This is a genomic window from Pseudoalteromonas rubra, from assembly GCF_000967655.1.
GTDB classification, from domain to species: domain Bacteria; phylum Pseudomonadota; class Gammaproteobacteria; order Enterobacterales; family Alteromonadaceae; genus Pseudoalteromonas; species Pseudoalteromonas rubra_A.
In genome coordinates this window covers 19,445-40,607 of sequence record NZ_JXYA01000079.1, presented here as the reverse complement: position 1 = coordinate 40,607, position 21,163 = coordinate 19,445, and the positions used below count along the sequence as shown (strand labels likewise).

The window sequence follows — 21,163 nt, the reverse complement described above, 5'->3', positions numbered from 1 at the left end:
TAGTTCGCCGCACGCTTACGTAGTTCTTGTGAAAGTCATGTCTTTCACCTAGGCCGGAAACTATTTCAAAGCGGCTTTAGACGGTGTCGTTAATGATACAGACAAACCCGTCTTTACTCGCCGTGACTCGGAAGATGCAGTAGTTATGTCCCTGGATTATTACAATAGTCGTATTGAAACAGTCCATTTGCTTCGTTCGTCCAAAAATGCTGAGCATTTAAGTCATTCCATATTGCAGTAACGTGCTGGCAAAACAACAGAAAGAGAGCTAATTGATGGGTAGTAGCGAGCGTTTGCTGGCCTGACGATGCCTAGGGGGGCTATTTGTACTGGCAAAGCCAGAACAACAAACATGAAACGTATCAATGATCTGAACAACGATGTTAAAGGTTCGTCATTTGATGAGGGCAAGGTAAACCTGAGCCACTACAAGAGAGCTTTACTGGTCACGTATTGATGACACAAACAGGCTTCATCGTCGGGCGACTAACAAGGGCTATGGCGTCAATTGCTAGGTTTCGGCATTTGCGAGCAGCGGGGCATTAACCTAAACTGCCCCTGTTCTTATTCAGGTCGTCTTTAGGTGCGGGATACTCCACAAAGTCACATATCACAGGCTCTGAACGTGATTAAAGGAGGCTTGTTCCTATATTGATATAATGATAAATTCCTGTTGCTAATAAATAAAATCTCGTCGATGCATGGTTGTTCTAATTCCTGGCTCTAGGGATGTGTTCACTTTAGTGTGTGTATCGGCAGGAAATCTACAGGACATATACTTTGCGTCTAATAACTATTTTTTCGTTCATCTTATTTCTCTCCGCGTGCAACTCCACAGGGCATAGTTCAAAAGCGACTTTTGTAAAAGTTGGTGTTAAACCGACTGAGCATCTGGCAAGCCTGAGTTACCACGATATTAAACCTGTCAGTTACATAGACTCGCTGGGTAAAATTCCGGTTTACAGTGACTTTAAACCACATGCCAAAAAGGTTGCAGTTTATGATGGCCTTTTTTGGGAAGTTACTCCAATGGGGCAATATGTCTATTATCTGGCAGGTGACTTCAAGAAAAATGAGAAAGGGTTGTTAAGATTTGGCTCTCAAAACACAGAGTTACGGGTTGAGATCAGCTATGAGGATGATGCAATTGATGTAGCTGGCTATGAAATGGGCTATGAATATGAACAAGCAAGTCGAGGAAGCCGTCTTGATTTATCTGATTTACAAGGACTGCAACTATCTTCGATAGATAGTCTGTTAGATAAATCGCTAACTGTTGATGGTTCTTACTATTCCCGAGGGGTTTTCAAAAACAGTGAACTAGGGTCTAAAACGTCTAAGTCTCGATTTGAATTTATGAAGTACAAAGACAATGCAAAGCTAGTATTACTTTATGAAGATATCCTCAAGCCACAGAATGAAAATGAGGAGCCCCGATATCTCAAGATCATAGTGTCTAGCAAACAAGCTGACCTTGATGCAGGAGCCTTGTCATCTTTATTCAAGGAACTGGTGTCTGTTTACCACGACATGCCTTATAGTCGATTGTCCGGAGCGACGAGAATGTAGTGTGAGTTGGGGTGGGTGTCCGGGCTAAGTGGTTGTCGAACTCACAAACCCTACCGGCATCCTGGGCGTCTGCGAGCCGGGATCTACTAATGTGCGGCACAGCGGTTCCCCTTTGCAGCTGAACTCACAAGCCCCACCGTCATCCCGGACGCTTACGAGCCGGGATCTACTAACGTGCGTATAGTGGCACTCCGTTACAGCCGAACTCACAAACCACACCGTCATCCCGGACACTTGCGAGCCGGGATCTACCAACGTACGGCACAGTGGTACTCGGTTACGGCCGAACTTACAAACCACACCGTAATCCCGGACGCTTGCGAGCCGGGATCTACTAATGTGCGGCACAGCGGTATTCCTTGCAGCCGAACTAACAAACCCCACCGTCATCCCGGACGCCTGCGAGCCGGGATCTACTAATGTGCTGCACAGAGGTGATTCTTTGCTATCGAACTCACAATCCCTACTGTCATCCTGGACGTCTGCGAGCCTGAATCTATTGACATACAGCACAGCAGCTTCCTGAGGCACACTAATTGAGGGTGTCCAAGCAAAAGCATACTGGATGTATAGACAGTATCTAGGCTGTTGTCCAATAACATTATTACGCCCCAATTTGTCCAAATTTCACGTGGCTTCGACCGTGATGAGTGCAGCATCTTGTTTACGTTTGCTTTACTCCGTGGGACCATGAGGCTATATAATACAGCCCGTTATGTCAGTTTATGTTCCAGCATGATGGGGTAGAATAAATTGTTATAAGCGACGCACACCCTTAGCTCTTGCAACCTACTGAAAGTATTGATATATTACTTTCAGGGAGATGGTGTAAAGGTAACACGCTCAGTCAAATGAGAGTCTGGTAGGGTTCGATTCCCTCCCTTCAAAGGGTATTAGTTTAGTATCCTTTGAAGGGAGACAGCAAATGCAATATACAGCTTCTAAACTATATAAATACCATTCAAGTAACCTTCGATTTCTCGAAACAGCATTGAAAAACAATGCTGCCTCAGCTAGAACAGCTATTCGTACTCAAAACAAAGATGCAACGAAGACATTTGTTCGTGTCCACCATTTACTTCTTGGTGCTTGGGCTGAGGTGCGTCTTTGTAAGTTGCTTAATGAGCATCAATCATTTGATAGCTCTGAAATGAGCAAAATAGATAATTGTCAAAGTCAATTGGACAAATGGAATAAGGTTGTTGAGCTGGCTTTTCGCAGGCGATACAACGTAAAAAAGGCTCTTTTATCTGAAGATAGCTTGGACCCAACTACTTATCATCGTTATCAAGTAATTAGTGGTGTTATCAATAATGAGCTCAAAGATATTATTGAGCTTAGAAACCGCATTGCACATGGTCAATGGGAGTTCCTGCTGAATAGTGAAGCAACGAGCGTTGAAGCTGATAAGATGGAGAAGGTTAGGCGTGAGAATCTCCAATCGTTAATCTTTAAGAAGAGAATGATTAATTTCTTGGCGGACTTGATTCATGATTTGGTTGTTTCACCTGATACCTTTGAACGAGACTTTGATAAGCATTTTAAAGGTGTTCGCCGTTTTCAAAAAAATATAGTTGATAAACCTTACGCTAACTATGAAAGCAAACTTGTTGCAAGTTATCAAAATGGTAAGCAAAAGCAGTTAGATAGACTCGAAGCGTCTAAGCAGCAGATTAGAGTCGAATTAGAAAATGAACTAAGACCTCAGATTCGCAAGGAAGTAATAGGTGAAATTCAATCTAATCAGAAGCCGAAATCACTTTTAGAAAAACTGAAGCGGGTCTTTGCATGATTGCACATAATACATATGAACCTCCTCCGGCCCAGCAAATCAATGAGACGCGCCGCTCATTGGCAATCACGTGGCCCGGTAAAGGTGTTGCCGTTGTGCTTGATGTGGCTGAGTACGAAGCGATGCAAGAGAAAATTGAATTGCTGGAAGAAATGCGTGCAGCTGAGGCGCAGTTAGCCCCAGGCCTCGGCGTTTCAAATGAGGATGCGCGAACCCAAGTGCTAAGCCGCATCAGAAAATGAACGTTGTCTGGTCTCCTTTAGCGATTCAGAAGCTTGGTGATGCCGCTGAGTTTATTTCTCTGGACAACCCTTCTGCTGCCGAAAAGTGGGTAAACAAGCTCTGTGGGCATCTACTTGAAAGTCTATACATTTCCGGCTCTAAATTACCCAAATAAGCAAATAGAGCGATTTAAGAGCGTTGGATGAGACCTATCCGGTGTACAGCGGGCGCATGGTAAACTAAATGACTAATAAAGACATCAAGCAACACACTTGAAGTTGCATTCACCCAAGCTTGTTGCTTTTAGTACCATCAGACATTTTTTGACTGTAAATAGGTTTTTACATGCTCATTATTGCCAAAAGCGCTTGGGTTATAGTTATCTACAACACCATATAAAAAATTCTTGTCAAATCGCATATGCTCTAGAAGTTGGTATCTTTCGATTAGCTGCTGATATTTTAAGAAGTCGTCGTTTGGGTGATCACAAAAGCATATAATAGCCAATAGTTGAGTAAACCCTTTATCCATAAAGGACCTTACGATGCTAGCATAAAACTTTTCCGATTCTGTAACGGGTCTACCAATGGCGTCAACAAAACTTAGAGTCTTGCCATTTAATTCTTGGTGAACCAAAATGAATTTTAAAATTTGATACAAGATTCTAAAGACGTGGTTAGAGCCGTCACTTCTGCGTCGAGCTAACTGGACTATGTCTCTAATTTCAGAGGTGTTAGCCGAGCTATTTTGACTTATAACTGAGCTAACCATTGCTGTAAGAGGCTTTGCAACGGGATCGCGGCCATGAGTCTCAATCCCCCTGAGTTGAGCCTTTTCCTGATTAAACTGATTTAAAAGTGAATAAAACGAATCTTCAAAACGTTTATTTTGTTGAGTAATAGCCTGAGCTCTCGCTGCTTTTTCTGTTTCTCCTAGGACTTTTCGAGTTTCAGACAGCTCAGTTTGTTGGATTGCGACGGATCTTGTTAGCCAATAAAAAGCAAAAAATGCCAGCAGCGGGTTTAAAATGCCGCCAAAAAAGTCACCGAAATTGCCCCAGTGGCCAACATCCGAAGAAAGTACCAAGTCGTTTTTGACCCAAAACCAGCCAAGGTACAGGAAAAGTAATGCCAAAACAGTACATGATACTAAAACAATTGAATTCTGAATTGCTTTCTTTGTCTTCTTTATTTCTTCATCAACAGGGGATGTGGTTTTTTGTGGTAATTCTGTACTCATATATCTATTACATCCTTTCCAGCGTATCTCACCGGATTTCCTCTTTGGTTGGGCGCCCTGACCTTATGTGTGTAAATACTAACAAGCTCAGTGTGCCGATTCGTGTAGTCTTAATTCCCAACATTATTCTATAAGCTTAAGAACCCCTGAGCATACAGTAAAACAGTATCAAAACTAATTTTTGAATTTAATGGGGCACCGACTAATCGTTTCAATACCCACAAAAAAAGCCCCTAAAAAGGGGCTTTGCTGTCCTGATTATCTATAAACCAAAACTACTCGCTAAATAGCAGTTATCAAAAAAAGCCAAAACAACCACCTAAACAATCACCCCCGGAATTTCCTTACCAAACCCAAGGTCTACGCCGCAGGCTTTGGCTGCGGTGTGCAGCACATCGTGCTGGTTGTAGCCAGAGCCGATATCGCTGACTACGCCTCGGTTGATACGGGCACCGCCGCCGGCGATTAGATAGGCGCAGGGGTTGGCAGAGTGTTTGTCTGCGTGGCCCATGTCGGTGGTTTCTAGTACCACTGTGCTGTCTAAGATGCCGGCTGCTTTGAGTTTTTGGATCAAATAGGCGCTCAGGCTGCCCAGGTGGCTGCGCATTTCGGTGTAGTATGGATAGTTTGGCTGGCCGTTACTGCCACCGTGAATGGCGTTGTGATAGTGCCCCTGGAAGTTCAGCTCAGGAATACGGAACTCGGACTGGTGGTTGCCAAAGGCCAGTGATACCGAGCTGGTCAGGTTACATTGCAAAGCTGCCACGGCAATGTCTGCTTGCAGCCTGGCCTGCTGGCTGAAGGTATCAAAGGTCAACGGGAACTCAGTGTCATCGGGGGCAATGCCACAGGAGGTGCCACCAGAGAGCTCATCTAAACGCCGCTGGGTATCTGCAATGGCATCCAGATGATCATTCATGCGCTGTATTTCGTAGCCTGCGAGTCTGTTTTTAATCGCGTTGGCTGCCGACATATGCGCATTCATGATAGGCGTTTTGCTGTTGCTGCCCTGGGCGCCGCCAAACACCATTTTATACACGGTGAAGGGGTTCTCCTGAAACGGCAAACGGTTACGGTTATCTTTGGTTAAGTGGCCCTGGCCATTACTGTGAACGCCTAAGTTCAGATAACGAAATGGCAGGTTTGGGCCCAGTGCGTTACCCATAGTGACGTCGTAACTGTCACCGCCCCAGCTCTGGGCGAGCAGCACCGGCATACGGCCATGACCCGCATTGGAGTGGGCCATATTGACCATAAAGTTACACTCGGTTTTAACCGGCTCATAGCCTGCCGACATCACGCCCAGCTGCATGGTTTCACCGCTGCCTGTGGGGTTCCAAAGCGACGCAATAGACCCGCCCGGAATATAAATGGACACGGTTTTGTTGGGCAGCCCGGCGTCCATCGCATCGGCATGTCGTGCGTAAAGCAATCCTGATACCAGCGGCGATGTGCGGATCAGGGCGGTCGAAATACCCGACGCCATAAACATTTTTAATAAGCTGCGGCGCGATATCGCCATGTTATTTAAATGCTCTTTTTTCATGTTACTAACCTCTTAATGTTGTGACCCGCATTACTCGCTTCTGGACCAGGCTTTGCGATAGCGCACCGACTTGAGTGAACCAAATTTCTCCAGCATGGCTCTCGGGCTTTCCTGCATCATGGTGTTGGTCAGTGTGTCGATTTCACACATATAACCGACCTGCTCTGTCTGAGACAGACGCTTGTCTTCTTCACTCGTCGGGTCGATTGAGTCATGACCCACACCCATTACGTAGCGGAACATTTGCTGTGGTAAGCAGCTTTGAGCTGAAGACAGGTCGGCTATCACCGCACCTAACTGTTTAGTGCCGTTGAATGGCACAAAGTCACTGACCTGAGCGTATTTCTCAGGGGCGTAGAGGGTGCCCGATGCGTCGATCACATTACCGTTGTTGTCTTGATTGCGGATGTTGCCCACCGCATCAAAGTCTTCCATACCAAAGCCCATTGGGTTGATGTACTTTTCGTGGCAGCTTGAACAAGGCTGGCCTTCGGTCAAGCTGTGGTACTTGAGTCGGTTAGTGGTCGTCGGGTCTTGCAACAAGTCAGACAGCTCGGCAAGCCTTTGCTCTCTGGCTTCAAAGGTACCGGCTGGCGGATCGGGCTGATCCTGGCACAGCATACGGCGGCGCACTCTGACCGAGCGTAAAATAGGGTGCGACTCGTCTACTTCTGCCCAGCGCGACATAAACGCACCATTGGCCAAGATACCCCCGCGCTGTGTGGTCTCAACTTTTTGCATGTCATCACCTGATACGCCAGGAATGTTGTAGTGGTTGGCCAGTAACTGGTTCACGAACGTGAAGTTGGCGGTATACAGCGAGCCAAATTTTTCGTCCGGCTGAGTCATGATGTAGGAGAAGGTTTCGTTGATCTCCGCTTTCATGGCGGGTACCAGATTGGCAAAGCCCGGATAGTGGTCCTGATCTTTACTGGCGACCTCTAAACTGCCTGTGCCTAACCAGCTGCCCACAAAGTCACCCAACACCGGCTTGGCTTGCTCTGCCAGGCGGTTTGCATGGGCAATGATATGGGCTTCATCACGCAACTCATCACGCTCAGCGGCTTGCCACAGAAGCTGATCTGGCGATGAACCGGTAAAGGTATAAGACAGGAAGGTAGCCATTTCCCACGAGGTCAGCTCAAAGGCGTCGTAATCCAGCTCTGAGTTATCCGGGTTTGCTTCGCCTAATTCATGACGATAAATAAACTGCGGCGAAGACAGCAAGCCTTCCAGCGCTAACTGCATGCCCGCTGCAACGTCGTTATTGTTGAAAAAGCCCGTTGCGATCAGTCGATAACTGTCCGCTTCATCCTGCGTTAGCGGACGGCGGAATATCTGCGGCGCTAACTCATCAATTAAACGGTTGGCACAGTCTTCGTTAATGGCTGTACAACTTAAAGCAGGCGAATAGCCATTATCAGCCACCCATTGTGCGATTTCTTCGGCAACCAGCAGGTAGTTGCTGTAGTTAGAAGGCTGCACAGCGGCATGGGTATTATTGATGAAAAAGCCCACCTGAGAATCCGGCGACAGGCCGTCTGACACCTCAAAATCAACCCCCAGTAAGTCTTCTACTGTGTTTTGATATTCGGTTTGGGTCAGGATTTTCAGCTGTCTTGCACCGTATGCCACAGGCGCGACACCCACATCACAGGTTAATGGCGCAGGCCACAGGGTTTGCAGGTAATCCGCGATATCCGTAGCACACTGCTCATCACAAGCACCCGGCGCGCCATAAGGCATAGTCGCGGTGATCACATCAATCATGGCCTGTACATCGCGTTCTGTATTAAGCGCAGGGAATGAACCCAGACCGCCCCCTTCAGAGCCATGACAACCGGCACAATTAGTTTTGTACAACTCCATGCCACGGGCAATGGGGTCGGTTTGCGTGACGGTGATACGGGCAATATTACTGGGCTGGGAGGGCACTGAGTTGTTCAGCGCAATCACCTTGTAATCAAACTCGCCGGACTCAGGTAAACCCGATTCATAATAACTGGCGTTAGAGGCAAGCGTAGCGGCGGTGTGCCAGCGGCCATCAAGCGATTTTAAACGCACCAGGTAGTTGGTTTCGTTATTGCTGTTGTCGTACCAGCTTAATTGCGCCTGCGCTTCGGTAGAAAGCACACTGGCGCTGAGCTCAGAAGGTGCAGCGGGTTTGGCCGCCATATCCACCGGCTCAAAACCGTCTTGCTCGGCTGATAAAAAGGTCAGGTTAAAGTAAACCGGTACGGTCTCACCAATGCCACTCAGGTTAGCGACCACTCTCAGTGCCTCAATACCATAGTCCATATCGAAGGTTTTACTGTCGACTATCAAAGGCGTAAGCGTACTGACGTTAACATGGCCCGTTGCCAGCTTCACGACCAACACATCCAGGCTGAGTTCATGGTTAACGCCATGCAGGCTCATCTCGCCGGTAACGGTTTGAACCGTCGGGTTGCCCACTTCCAGCGTGCTCAATAGTGCAGGGTCAATCTGAGTGCTGAAGTACGCCGTTGGCAGTAGCTCAGTTTCAAACAGTAAATCCATAACCCGGCTGTTTCTGATATCCACACCGGTAGACACACTATTTAAATCAACTGCCAGGATTACGCGACCGTCGGCATCAATACTGCCCGATAGCGCAGGAGCAGCGTTATTCTGCGACGCAAACTGGTTCAGCTCTGCCACATGGTCTTTTTTGACCGACACGTAACTAAGTGAAGACTCAGCACTGTCCAGCGCCCACAACCCCGTTTCTGTGACCGCATCCGGGGGCGTAGTCGGGCCAGAGTTGCTGCACACATCACCATTGAGGGTAATGACAGCGTCTTCACTCAGACCATTTTTATTGGCAACAAAGCCGAGACCAAATGACTGATTTGCATGTAGGGTATGACCTTGTGAGGTGATGGTACAGCCCGTGTCGTTACAGTCGAAATTGCCGTTCCAGCTATTTTGCAGGGAGATGCCCGGGTTCCAGGTGAGTTCGAGCGACCAGTCGTTAATGCTCTGATCTGAGTCATTTTCTATGGCTATCTCGGTTTTAAAGCCGTTGTTCCAGTTATCCGGAATGGTAAATGAACACTGCGCTGCCTGAGCAAACGGCGCGCTTGCGATTAAACTAATACAGGCGGCAAACTTTGCAATAGCAGGTGCTGCAGATTTGCTACGAGTCAAGGTAGAGAATCGTGGTAAATTATTGAATATCATTTTCTTTCCCTCCTATTGTTGAGCTTCAAAAACTAAGTTAAAGCTCACGGGAACCGCGTAACTGATCACAGATAAATTCGCCAATGTTCTCAGTGTTTCTATACCTGGCTCTAAGCCAAAGTCTGTCGCGTCCAGCACAACAGGGGCAAGGCTTTGCACCATGACTTTAGTGTGCGTCAGGCGGCGAACTGCCACGTCTGCAGTTACTTCGGCTATCACGCCTTTGAGATTGAGCGTGGCGGTAACAGTCTGCTTTTCAGTGCTGCCAATAGGCAAGGCTGTCAGGGCTGCATAATCAACGGCGAGCAGTACTTCGGCGTGCGGGAACAAGCTGGTATCAAACAGGTGCTCCTTCATTCTGCCGTCCCGGGTGTCATTACCCGTATTAACACTGGCCAGATCCAGAGTGAGCCTTGCAGCACCTTGCTCAGAAATACTGCCACTGAGATTTTCGAAAGTGTGTGCTTCAACCACGTGCTGTTTTTTGGTGGAGACAAAATACAGGCTGGAGCTTTGCGGATTTAACTCAAATGGTCCGGTGATGGGTGCCACATCCGGCTCTGTGACCTGAATGCTAATGAGCTGGCTGACCGTGGTATTGACCCCGTCATTGACCGATAGTTTGACTGTAAATGTACCGGTCTGATCGAAAACATAAGCAGGGTTTGGCTCGCTGGATGTATTGCCGTTACCAAAATCCCAGCTGAAGGTCAGGGTATCGCCATCAGGATCGGAAGAGTCACTACCATCAAAGTTCACTGTTAGAGGGCGCTGGCCCGAGGTCACTGAGGCAGACGCAACGGCCGTTGGCGCATGGTTAATATTGCCATCTGTCGAGCATAAGCCGCCGAGCGAAGGGGTAGTTGGGGCGTCATTTTCCTGCGCCTTTTGGGCATTAAAACCAAAGTTTAAGCTCTGGCCCGGATTAATGGTGCCGTTGTAGTTCTCGTTGACAATTTCATAGGGGTTATTGCCACTGTGATTGCCATGCCAAACGCCGGTCAGTTTGGTGTTATCGGCAAATTCCATCAGCACTTTCCAGCCTGAAATGGCCACGCTTTCGGTGTTAGTGATGGTGACCTTGCCGCGAAAGCCAGAGATCCATTCCTGTTCCACTTCAAAGATACATTGTGCCGATTCTGGCTGCGCTTGTTCAATCGAGAGTGAAATTGGTGCTGCCTGGTAGTCATTGGTGCCGTCGTTGATGGTTAATGACACCTGGTAATCACCCGGCTGCTCAAAGGTATGTTGTGGGTTCATTTCATCTGAGTTTTGGCCGTTACCAAAATCCCATAGGTAGCTCACTGTGTCTGAGGCCGAATTGGCAAGCTCGCTACTGAATTGGATGGTGGCAGGTGCCGTGGCCTGGGTGTCAGACGCGGTAATGGCAACACTGACTTCGTTATTGTCATCCTGCCCGCTGCTCTCGCAAATGCCAGAGAAGACAGGTGCAACGGCGGTTTGCCCGGCCGCTTTTTGCACGTTAAAACCAAAAGACTTTGACGAGTTTGGGTTAATCTTTCGGTTCCAGCTGAGGTTCTCAAACTGATAGGGGTTGCTGCCGCCCAGTTGAGCGCGCCAGGCATTGTTGATTGACTCACCCCGATTAAACTCAAGCCCGACCGTCCAGCCATCTAAGGCAACGTCGGAATCGTTATATACCGTGACTTCTGCGGTATAACCGCTTTGCCACTCATTTTTTACCTTGAACTCGCACTGCGCTGCCAGGCCTGGCATAGCGTGTCCTAAAGCCATTAAACAGAGCCCGACTTTAAAAAGCCGGCGCTGCTTGTTGTATCTATGTTGTCTCATGAGTATTCCCCAGAGCATTGTCATCTGACATGTTGTTTCCCTGCTGTTCTTCGCTGAATAGGCGGTCGACCAGAATGAACAGGTTAAAATCGCAACGACAAGCTCAGGGATGAGGAAAGACTAAAAGTAGACGGTATGACAACAGATGCCATAGGCGTGAATGCCAATATGCTACGCAATGCGCATACAAAACAACAGTATGCACACTTCATTATCACTCGTTGGCATTCAGCAACCCCGCTATCTTAGTATGCACCTTAGACCGGAAGCTTTGCGTCCCCTCCTTTCGAAAGGTTTGCTATTTTAAGCCTGTCTGTGGAAGTTAGCCTAAAATTGCAATAACCACAAAGGCCAAATCGCAACTTTCACATTATTTGCACATTTCACCTGAAATAAGGCAGGAAGGCTGTTTAAAATTTGCTCTTGGTCATTGTGAAGTCCTTAAAATTTAATGATTTATGCTCATTTTTAGAAATGTGCACAATGTGGCTCAATTGTGCACAGGGGCAGCGGAATGTGTCCTAAATTTGAAAAATGGTATTTGCCATTCACTCACCCTTAACTCGCTTTGTTTGATTCAATCCTGCTCGTAGCAACTATCTGATTTGCTTATGAAGTGGCAAAACCAGTCTTGTGGCTCTACGCTTTATTGTTAGCTCTATTTTTATTCCATTTATTCAAGGTTGATTGGGTAAGTTATTACAAGGGTTGTTTATGACTATTGAGCAGAAATTGGAAAGTGCACGACTGGAGTTGCTTGATATGGGGCTGCGAGCAAACCCGCAGCTTAACTATCGTAGCAGTGGAAAAGCGATAGATATAATAGACGAAAAGTCTGAGCAAGTTTTTGAGCTGCTTGTTGAAAAAGAAAAAACAATGAGCTTTTTGCCATTACCAAAGGCTTATCAAAATAACATCAGCGACGATGATCAAAGTACCTTTTTCCAGTCTGATGAAGACACTGAGTTACCTCCGCTGGATTTGTATCTGGAGCAGCAAAAGGGGGAGGCACGATTTAGCGATAAGTATCTTCAAACTGGGTTTATGCCTGCAAAGCTTGATAAGGCACTGTTAAAGTTAGAGGCGGATGCACACACAATGTTGCAAGAGCAGGGCATAGAAGTAATGTACCTGGCGCTGGGGTTTTTGCAATGGAATGAACCGTCCAATACGCGTGTGTCGCGCTACGCACCTTTGATCCTGGTCCCCGTAAAGCTTACAAGGTCGTCCGCCAGGGATAGCTTTAAGCTGAAATATACAGGTGAGGAGCTGGGCTCCAACCTGACGCTGGCCGCAAAATTGAGAACCGAATTCAAACTACAATTACCTACTTACACGGTTGAAACTACTTTAGCAGACTACTATCAAGCAGTTGCGCATGCTGTCGAGAAGCAATCAAGCTGGAAAGTCCACCCGGATAAAATCGGCCTGGGGCTTTTCTCGTTTGGCAAGTTCCAAATGTATATGGATTTAGATCCGAGTGGCTGGCCAGAAGGCAAAAAGCCTGAGCAGCTGCCGCTCATGACACGTCTTTTGAGTGAGGGGTTTAGCCCAGAAGCCGAGTACAACGCCAGTGAATTGGCGCACCCAGAGAAGCTCCATTTGGTAAAAGATGCCGACTCCAGCCAGATAGCGGCGATTTTGGCAATGAAGTCGGGTGCTGATTTTATCATCCAGGGTCCACCTGGTACTGGCAAGTCTCAAACCATTACCAACATCATTGCTGAGGCTGTTGCTTTGGGTAAAAAAGTGCTGTTTGTGGCACAGAAAATGGCGGCACTGGAGGTGGTGAAGAAGCGACTTGATGAAACTCACCTCGGGCTTGCTGTGCTCGAACTGCACAGTCATAAAAGTACCAAGAAGGTGGTACTGGCTTCTATCTCAGAGTCACTGGCACAAGGCAAGCCCCAGATAGCAGACAGAGAGCAAGAGTTTGCTGAGCTTACAGCTGCCAAATCACTACTGGATTCTTATGCGAAAGAAGTGAGAGTGCCCATTCTCAATAGCAAAATCAATTATATCAGTGCTTTGGGTAAGCTGATGCAGCTTGAGCAAGCGTCGACGGGCAAACCAATACCCCTGTTGCCATTTAGTCTGTTTTCGCAATGGACAGACGAAACATACCATCAAGTAATAAAAATTGTCGACGAACTGGTCCAGCAGATACAGCAAGTGGGGGAGCCAGCCGCGCACCCGTTTGCCATGTCTACCCGCCAGGATTTTTCTCCCGCGATGCACCAGGCGTTATCCGCTGCGATGCTGGCACTGAGCGATGAATTAAGCGCATTGGGTTCTCATTGCCAAACGGTTGCAGAGCGCATACAGCTTGAAAGCCCCGACAGCTTGCAGGCGGTATCTCAATTGATTTCCACCGCGTATTGGTTGTCTGAGGTGCCTGAACTGCATGGGGTACAAGTAGATAACGCGGTGTGGGTTTCGGATGAGCAACAGGTAGCGCGTGGTCTGGAGAGTCTTGAGCGCACCATGTTGCTTAAAAAGGCAGTCGAAGAAGAGTTTATTGCACTTGTATTTGAAGCCGATTTACTGAGTATCCGTGAAGGGTTAGTTGGAAAAACGGATAAGTGGTGGCGCTTTTTGTCGCCTGGTTTTAGAAAAGCGAAAACTAAGCTCTCCGGTCTGTACAAAGGAGCCTTGCCGAGCAACCCCGCAAAGTGGTTAGAGTCGTTAGATACAGTGTTGGAGTATAAAAGCGCAAAACGCGAGTTGGATACCTACTGTACGTTTTTATCGAATGCTTTTGGCCCGCTATGGCAAGGAGAGCACTCAGACTTGGCAGAACTCAAACGGGTTTTTGAATGGATCTGCGACTATTATCAAAAAGTGAATAGTGGTCAGTTGCAATTGAAGCTGGCAAAAGTCATTGATGCTGGTGTAGATAAACAACTGCTACTGAATGAGTCAAACGGGCTAAAACGATTACATAATGAGTCGTTACACCTTTGCAATCGACTAACAGAAATCGTTGCGATAGATCCACAAAGGTCAGAGTATGAACTTGCGACAATGAAATTTGGTGCTTTGTCTGAGCTGCTAGCGAGTTGGAACAAGCCGGAGCAGTTGTATGAGTTTGCACGATATAACCAGATAATTACTGCTCTTGAGCAATATCAGATCCAGCCCTTCGTAAAACTGGCCTTCAATTGGAAAGAGTCCCCGCAAGCCTTGCAGCATGTGTTTGAGAAAAGCTATTACCAGGGCTTGGTTGATTATGCGTATGCTAATTCCGCATCTATCCGGCAATTTGACCGGACAAAGCACGAAAAGACCATCAAAGATTTCAAAAAAGTGGACGAAGAAAGTCTGTTTTTTGCTCAGGAAAAGCTCGTCGGTCAGTTGTTTGAACAGTTACCGAACAAAAATGCAAAAGGAGAAATGGAACTGGTACTGCGAGAGCTCAGTAAGAAGACGCGTCATATTCCTTTGCGGAAATTATTGAGTGAAGCGGGCCATGTTATTCAACAGATTAAACCTATCTTTATGATGAGTCCCATGTCCATCGCAACTTACCTTAAGCAAGGTGCGCTGGAATTTGATTTGATTGTTTTTGATGAAGCCAGCCAGATACCCGCTCCAGATGCATTGGGTGCGATGATGCGGGGGAGTCAGGTGATCGTTGTTGGTGATAGCAAGCAGATGCCACCTAATAGCTTGTTTGCAAAGTCGGTGGAATTGGAAGAAGAAGAGCTTGAAAAGAGTGATACCGCTGACATCGAAAGCATACTGGCACTGATGGAGTCTAAAGGTGCGCCAAGCCATATGCTGAAGTGGCATTACCGTTCACGCCACGATTCGTTAATAGCCGTTTCAAATGAGCAGTTTTACAAAAATGAGTTGATAGCATTTCCGAGCCCTGGGTTTCACCGTGATGCAACCGGGCTGAAGTTCCATTATTTGCCAGAGAGCTGGTACGACAAAGGGGGGTCAAGAACTAACCCCGGAGAAGTAAAAGCAGTGGTCGCAGCTGTGCTTAAGCACGCGCTGACCAAACCTCATTTATCGCTCGGTATTGTTGCTTTTAGTTTGTCTCAGCGCGACGCAATCCTTCTGGAGCTTGAAAAAGTGCGCCGTTTACACCCTGAAACTGATGGGTTCTTTGAGCGCCATGCTGGTGGTGATGAGTTTTTTGTAAAGAACCTTGAGAACGTTCAGGGTGATGAGCGAGACGTCATCTTTATTAGTATTTGTTATGGAAAAACGAAGTCGGGCCAGATAAGCCAGAACTTCGGTTTATTAAATAAACCCGGGGGAGAGCGCAGGCTCAATGTATTAATATCAAGGGCCAGATTGTCTATGGAGGTCTTTTCGAACTTCCACGGGCAAGAGCTCAGAGTGGATAGTGGTAGCCCATTCGGGCTGCGTGCATTGCAGGCGTTTTTAGAGTTTGCTGAATTCAACAAATCAGAAACGGCTGCTGAAGGCGAGCAGGAGGCAAATTTTGCTTTTGGTCGTGTACTGCAAGATGCCATTCAAAACTTGGGCTTTGATGTTGCGGCACAAGTGGGAAATCAGGGGTATTTTATTGATTTGGCAATACGCCACCCAAGTTATCCTGAACAATATGTTTTGGCATTTGAGTATGATGGCGAGGGCTACTATGAGGCGGTTTCTGCCAGGGACAGGGAGCGGTTGAGACAAAGCGTACTAGAAGGGTTAGGGTGGAAATTTGCGCGCATCTGGTCAACCGACTGGTACAGAGATCCGAAATCAGAGCTGCAAAGACTGAAAGTGATGATTGAGGAGGCCATATTGAATCACGATGCACACCTTGTTGCACTGGAAGGTGACACAGAACAGGCTGCGGTATTGGCTGATACGTTATCTATGACTGCAGAAACTGAGCCTCAAAGTGCTGCTCCAGTCATACAAAGAAATGAAGTAGCTGAAGAGGCAATGTTTGATGCGTGTAAAACTCCTTATAAAAAAGTGGATGCTTCTGAACTCAACATGCCCAAGGTCGATGACTTTAGTGCAATTCCATTAAGCGCTATTGAGCATGCGATTGAGCGAGTCGTGGCCAGTGAATACCCTATTTTTGCTTCCATCGTTGCAAGCCGCTTGGCCAATGCTGCTGGGCTATCTCGCGTTGGTAGTAAAATAAAACGGATTGTGGATCAGGCCATTGATGGGTTAGCGGGCAAAGGAGCAATTCAAAAAGACGATAACAGGGTTCTGTGGCCTAAGGGCGTGTCTAGCGTTAAATTACGCAATTGGGATGCCGCAGACGCCTCAATGAAAAAGCTGGAAAATGTCTGCGATGCTGAGCTTACCAATGCGTTGTTGTTGACCGTACGAGACGCACATGCAATCAATATGACTGACTCGGCATCTGCCGCTCTCGGTTTACTTGGGTTTCAACGTGCCACCGCACAGGCTGTTGAAAGGATGAATCGTCTGGCACAAGAGCAATGTAAAAAAGGCGTGTTAACCAGTGAAAACGACAGATTAAAAATTGCAGTAAGGAATTGACTGAGGCGAAACAGGGGCTTGTTTTGAGCTGCTATATTAAGCCCCACTAACTTGGTGAATTTAATGCCGTTGCGAGCGAATCATGTAATATTATGATTAGGTAGCCAAAATCACTATGTCATGACAGTTTCTGTAAAATGAACACAATTTCAACACATCTTGCACTTGAACGCTTAGATATCACATGAAAAACCTAAATGTTTTATTTAGTTGGTGTGATATTTGCTTTGTTTTTCATAGGGTTTACTAATAGCAAGGAACTGACGCTATGCAACTACCACGTAATGTGATGGATATTTATTTTGGTTACAACTTCCGGGTTGGTGATGTAAAAGGCGCCAAAGAGGGGATCGCTGAGTTTGAGCAAATTGCCCAAAACGCATCTTCCGCCGAAGAGAAAGAACGTTATGCTCAGGCGGCAAAACAGCTAAGAACAGAGATTTTGCCACAGATGGAAAAAGAAATGGAGCAGCTGGGCAAGCAGCTTGGGCTGAAAGGCGGTCAGATAGGTAAAGTCGTGGACCTAAATGGAGATTCGTTATCACATCTGGCTGTTAAAAAGGATCAGCTGAACGGCTTGTCTATGATAACGCCCTATGAAACAGGCCGTTTCTATCACAATAAAGCCTAGAGCATGGGCTTTGTAAAGGGGGTTGCCAGCTGGCAGCCCCGCTTTAAAGTTGCACAGTCACTCTAGTGCAAGCCAAGCCCAGTTTGGCTTGAATAACTCCCCTCAAACTTGGGTGTTTGGCTCAATATCCAAAGTTATTGCAATTAACCCGATTTACCCATTTCCTGCTCAAATTCGAGCACAATAAACTCTGCCGGGCGCACAACGGCTACTTTAACCGTTACTTTAAGAAAGCCATTGAGTAAATGGTCGCTGGTCATGGTTGTGCCTAAGCCACACTCGACCCGAAATGCGTCTGCCGCTTGTGAGCCTTGCAATCCCCCTTCTTTCCAGACGCCAGTCAGAAAACTGCTGATTTCGCTTTTTATTGCCCCCCAGGTGTTAGCATCGTTTGGCGCAAGTGCATAGGCACGAATAGCCTGTTGGCAGGTCTGTTCAATAAAGGTCATGGTGCGGCGCACCGCAATATAGCGCCAGTCCTGTGAGTTGCCATCCAGGGTGCGCGCTCCCCAAACAAGAATACCCAGGCCGTTGAAAAAGCGAATGGCATTGACAGATTTACCCGTGATAGCGTCAACGTTTAAATTCTCCTGCTGAGAGTCACTCAGTCGAATGGGTAAAGATGCTGCACCCACAATAGGCGTATTCGCCGGTGCATGCCAGACACCCATTTCATTATCATTCACCGTATAAACACCGGCCATGCCGCCACCGGGTGGCAGTACATTGGCGTCTTGCAGAACATGCGAGATAATTTGCGAATAGGTTTGAGAGGCACTGAGTAGCGCCGCATGGTACTGCGATGCGGTCATGGACCCATCATTTTGATTTATTTTAGCGATGATTTGTTCTGCCGCAGGGTTCGGTGCCGATTCCGGGCTGAGTAATGCCTGTAATTGCAAAAGGTCGCCACCACACAAGTTGGTATAGTTTATTTCATCAGTTTGCATCAGGGTGGTGCCAACAAAAGGGTAATATGCCGCACCGAATTTAAGACCTTTTGAACCTGTATTGTTTCTGAATACTTCGATATCTTGTGTGTAAGTGATAGGGTCTGGTGCTTTGCCGCCTATGATGTCGAACAGGCAGATGGCGGTTTGCATCTCCCCCGCTTGTAGCAACATACTTTGCATCAGCGTGCCATTGTCGGCTACAGGTAGTAAGGTTGCTTCCGGGCAAATATACATGGTGGGTGCTTGTTCGTTTTTAAGTAATGATAAACCTGCCTGTAGTTCATCCAGTTTTACGTTCGGGTTAACACCCTGTGTCCCAACAGCCCCCGGTTTTCCTGTGCTGTTCCCATGGGTGCCGACAGACACAATATAGGCATCCCCACCGCCGTTTTCATAGAACCAGCGCACGCTATTGTATAAATAGTAAATGCTACCTGAGTCTGCCACGACTGAGTAATAGCGCCCAGCAATGGTCAGATAGTCGCCGGTGTCGGGTTGTTGCTCAGACTCTATCAAATAGTATTCAGGGTGATATTGCACGCTTGGATCCGCAGGTGGTGGCGGGTTCTCCTTCATATAGATGGCCTGAAACTCAGCAAAAGACGTAATTTTTTGCGCCTTGTTTAAATACGATTTGCCCTGGTACTCGGCAGCTGGTGTGTACCCTACAAATGCCGGCACCGCGGTTGCTACCGGCACAACAGAGTTAGGGAAAGCATTTACGTCATCAATGTAAACGCCAGGAGTTTTAATGTTTGAAGTGACCATAGCAATATTTGCCTCTTATTCCTGTATGACTGAATTCACTGTCCCTGATATTAGCGAAGTGAACTCGTTAATTTGTTTTACACCATAATAGCCGATGCTAGCAATGATGCGTTTTTTGCGCTCGTTCCTGTGACGGACGAACTCTGCCGTCTCAAGTGGAACAGCGTCTGAATTAGATTATCCGACTCAATTCAGCTACCAAAGCTGTCAGGAGCAATCAATGTGTAAGTCAGATACTGTGTGCGGCGTTTATTGAACTACTAAATCGGTTCCTTTTCTCAGGTCGTGACTTTTCACAAAGGTTTGCACTGCTCATACGTCTGCGCTATGTTACTGAACAGTCATTAAGGAACTTACAATTAGTTGATATTATGGGTTATTTAAGCATAAATAAATCAGCCAGGGATATAAAGAACACAGGTGCATGTGGCGTCTGAATTTTATGGAGGCGCAGTTACTATATGCAAAATACCTGATGCGGGTGTTTGGGTGTTGCACCCATCTTCATACCAAAACCGGTCACGGCAAAATTGCCGATAGTAGGCGAGGCACACAGAAAGTCACCACGATGATTAAAATGGGCGGGCATGGTGTCGAGTAACTAAAAGCTGACATAGCCATGATAAAGGGACGGCTGAGATGCTGCGCTGAGTGAGTTAACCATGAAACCCCTGAACAAGATCCGATGTTCTGTTGTTTGCGCGACTTAAGTGACTCTGCTTTTTGTTGTCGGCATAAGCCTGCAGGCCCGTTCCGCTGTACAGAAGCCTGCAATTTGCAGCGCAACAGGGAGTAAATTCGAGCACTCGATTGTTAAACGTTCAGTATTCCCCGAGGACAGCGGGAGGACTTGAACAGTCCGTCGCATGCCGTCGGGTTTCGATGTGCAAGTGACTAATTATAATAAAAATACACAGTGCCAAAGGCTGTATTTTGCTGTTGTGCAAACTGCTTAGACAGTAAAATAAAGATCTGTGGACATTCCGGCAGTTCACTAAGGAGATTAATATGTCTGATGATAATCAAGGAACTCAAATTAACGACACACACATTATGTCGACTCGCCATGCTAACAAAATGAAAACCCTCATATCTGAGGTGGAGTACAAGAGTGACTCACTGCACAGTTACCTGGCTAAAAATAAGGTGCGGATACTTAACGCATTTGAGCGATTGGCTGCCGTTTTTCGAAAGGCCAAAGAATGTAGGGTGGCGTATGACAAGATCCGCTCCTGGCATTATGACGTCAATTTGCTGATTGCCCGCACCCAGTTGGACCTGTTGCAGCAGTTGCGTGTTGAAAAGCAAGCCGGTGTAAAGCTAGATAACAGTGTGGTGCTTAATCGCCCCGAGAGCTACAAGATCACCTATGAAGTTTCCCATCCGCTGGGGCTGTCAATTACTCAACTGATTAAAGAGGTGGATACTGAAATTGATGAAATTGAGAGCCTCTATATGCGCGGGGCTATCGACGACATTGAATATACCCATGCCTGCAAGCAAGCGTCTGTGATCCTCAGTGGTGTGGTTGATCGCATCAATAAAGTAACGGCCCGGGGTAAGCGTGGCGATATTAGCTTTAGCCCACGCTATTACCTGACCCTTTTACAAGATCCAAATTTCAAACTCTTAGCTCATTGCGGCGTACCAATGGCGATTGCGGAGCTTATTTTGGACGATACGCAGATGGCCATTGTCAGAACGCATCACAAAAGGCCACGCGCCGGCGATGATACACAAACCGCGTCTGAAGCGCTCAGAGAAAACGCAGAATAACAGATACCCTGTTACACAGGTTGCCGTGTAATTTGCTGTAGCGACCAGCCGGGATACAGCGCGTATTGTTGTGTCCGGGTTGGGCATGATATGCCACTATTTTTAAAGGAAGTCAGTCTGCTATGATCCCACGCTTTGTCATTGCGCTGCTGCCTTTACGATAAACA

11 protein-coding genes, 1 pseudogene and 1 riboswitch are annotated in these 21,163 nt (G+C 47.1%); of the genes and pseudogenes, 7 read left to right on the top strand and 5 right to left on the bottom strand.

Features of this window, described 5'->3' with window-relative positions; translation table 11 throughout:
- The first annotated feature begins 28 nt into the window (after positions 1-28).
- The 4 genes and pseudogenes from TW77_RS24960 (at position 29) to TW77_RS23125 (ending at position 3,603) form a co-directional block, all read left to right on the top strand.
- Positions 29-241 (top strand): annotated as a pseudogene (locus TW77_RS24960) (type II toxin-antitoxin system Phd/YefM family antitoxin).
- A 539-nt stretch (positions 242-780) separates the two neighbouring features.
- The gene (locus TW77_RS23135; protein ID WP_046007328.1) at positions 781-1,569 is read left to right on the top strand and encodes a hypothetical protein; all 789 of its coding nucleotides are present in this window, start codon (positions 781-783) and stop codon (positions 1,567-1,569) included.
- 925 nt (positions 1,570-2,494) lie between these two features.
- The gene (locus TW77_RS23130; RefSeq protein ID WP_052713333.1) at positions 2,495-3,361 is read left to right on the top strand and encodes a hypothetical protein; all 867 of its coding nucleotides are present in this window, start codon (positions 2,495-2,497) and stop codon (positions 3,359-3,361) included.
- Entirely contained in the window at positions 3,358-3,603 is a 246-nt protein-coding gene (locus tag TW77_RS23125) for a type II toxin-antitoxin system prevent-host-death family antitoxin (protein ID WP_046007327.1), read from the top strand. Before TW77_RS23130 ends, TW77_RS23125 begins: the two co-directional genes overlap by 4 nt.
- Positions 3,604-3,895: 292 nt before the next feature.
- Here the strand turns inward: TW77_RS23125 and TW77_RS23115 are convergent, their stop codons facing one another.
- From TW77_RS23115 to TW77_RS24955, 4 genes are all read right to left on the bottom strand, one after another.
- Positions 3,896-4,822: a putative phage abortive infection protein gene (locus tag TW77_RS23115; RefSeq protein WP_052713332.1), complete on the bottom strand. Its 927-nt coding sequence runs from the start codon at positions 4,820-4,822 to the stop codon at positions 3,896-3,898.
- A 319-nt stretch (positions 4,823-5,141) separates the two neighbouring features.
- Positions 5,142-6,368, bottom strand: coding sequence for a DUF1552 domain-containing protein (locus TW77_RS23110; RefSeq protein WP_052713331.1), 1,227 nt, complete (start codon positions 6,366-6,368; stop codon positions 5,142-5,144).
- Positions 6,369-6,398: 30 nt separating this feature from the next.
- Entirely contained in the window at positions 6,399-9,569 is a 3,171-nt protein-coding gene (locus TW77_RS23105; RefSeq protein WP_046007326.1) for a DUF1592 domain-containing protein, read from the bottom strand.
- A 12-nt stretch (positions 9,570-9,581) separates the two neighbouring features.
- A complete protein-coding gene (locus TW77_RS24955; protein ID WP_240479538.1) occupies positions 9,582-11,324 on the bottom strand; it encodes a cellulose binding domain-containing protein in 1,743 nt (580 codons plus the stop codon).
- Between the two features lie 284 nt (positions 11,325-11,608).
- Positions 11,609-11,691: riboswitch (cyclic di-GMP riboswitch) on the bottom strand.
- 404 nt (positions 11,692-12,095) lie between these two features.
- On the opposite strand from TW77_RS24955, the gene TW77_RS23095 reads away from it, so the two are divergent.
- The gene (locus TW77_RS23095; RefSeq protein ID WP_046007325.1) at positions 12,096-16,868 is read left to right on the top strand and encodes a DUF3320 domain-containing protein; all 4,773 of its coding nucleotides are present in this window, start codon (positions 12,096-12,098) and stop codon (positions 16,866-16,868) included.
- A 268-nt stretch (positions 16,869-17,136) separates the two neighbouring features.
- The gene (locus TW77_RS23090; protein ID WP_046007324.1) at positions 17,137-17,499 is read left to right on the top strand and encodes a hypothetical protein; all 363 of its coding nucleotides are present in this window, start codon (positions 17,137-17,139) and stop codon (positions 17,497-17,499) included.
- Positions 17,500-17,642: 143 nt separating this feature from the next.
- Here the strand turns inward: TW77_RS23090 and TW77_RS23085 are convergent, their stop codons facing one another.
- Positions 17,643-19,220, bottom strand: coding sequence for a phage tail sheath family protein (locus TW77_RS23085; RefSeq protein WP_046007323.1), 1,578 nt, complete (start codon positions 19,218-19,220; stop codon positions 17,643-17,645).
- Between the two features lie 1,008 nt (positions 19,221-20,228).
- Between TW77_RS23085 and TW77_RS23080 the strand changes: the two genes are divergently transcribed.
- Positions 20,229-20,996 carry a hypothetical protein gene (locus TW77_RS23080; protein WP_046007322.1) on the top strand — a complete coding sequence of 256 codons (768 nt, stop codon included), beginning with the start codon at positions 20,229-20,231 and terminating at the stop codon, positions 20,994-20,996.
- Positions 20,997-21,163 lie beyond the last annotated feature (167 nt).

Excerpts from the sequence above, each read along its gene's own strand:
- TW77_RS23125 (WP_046007327.1), top strand. The coding sequence starts at position 3,358 with ATGATTGCACATAATACATATGAACCTCCTCCGGCCCAGCAAATCAAT.
- TW77_RS23110 (WP_052713331.1), bottom strand. The coding sequence starts at position 6,368 with ATGAAAAAAGAGCATTTAAATAACATGGCGATATCGCGCCGCAGCTTA.
- TW77_RS23080 (WP_046007322.1), top strand. The coding sequence starts at position 20,229 with ATGTCTGATGATAATCAAGGAACTCAAATTAACGACACACACATTATG.
- TW77_RS23085 (WP_046007323.1), bottom strand. The coding sequence starts at position 19,220 with ATGGTCACTTCAAACATTAAAACTCCTGGCGTTTACATTGATGACGTA.
- TW77_RS24955 (WP_240479538.1), bottom strand. The coding sequence starts at position 11,324 with ATGGCTTTAGGACACGCTATGCCAGGCCTGGCAGCGCAGTGCGAGTTC.
- TW77_RS23130 (WP_052713333.1), top strand. The coding sequence starts at position 2,495 with ATGCAATATACAGCTTCTAAACTATATAAATACCATTCAAGTAACCTT.
- TW77_RS23105 (WP_046007326.1), bottom strand. The coding sequence starts at position 9,569 with ATGATATTCAATAATTTACCACGATTCTCTACCTTGACTCGTAGCAAA.
- TW77_RS23090 (WP_046007324.1), top strand. The coding sequence starts at position 17,137 with ATGCAACTACCACGTAATGTGATGGATATTTATTTTGGTTACAACTTC.
- TW77_RS23115 (WP_052713332.1), bottom strand. The coding sequence starts at position 4,822 with ATGAGTACAGAATTACCACAAAAAACCACATCCCCTGTTGATGAAGAA.
- TW77_RS23095 (WP_046007325.1), top strand. The coding sequence starts at position 12,096 with ATGACTATTGAGCAGAAATTGGAAAGTGCACGACTGGAGTTGCTTGAT.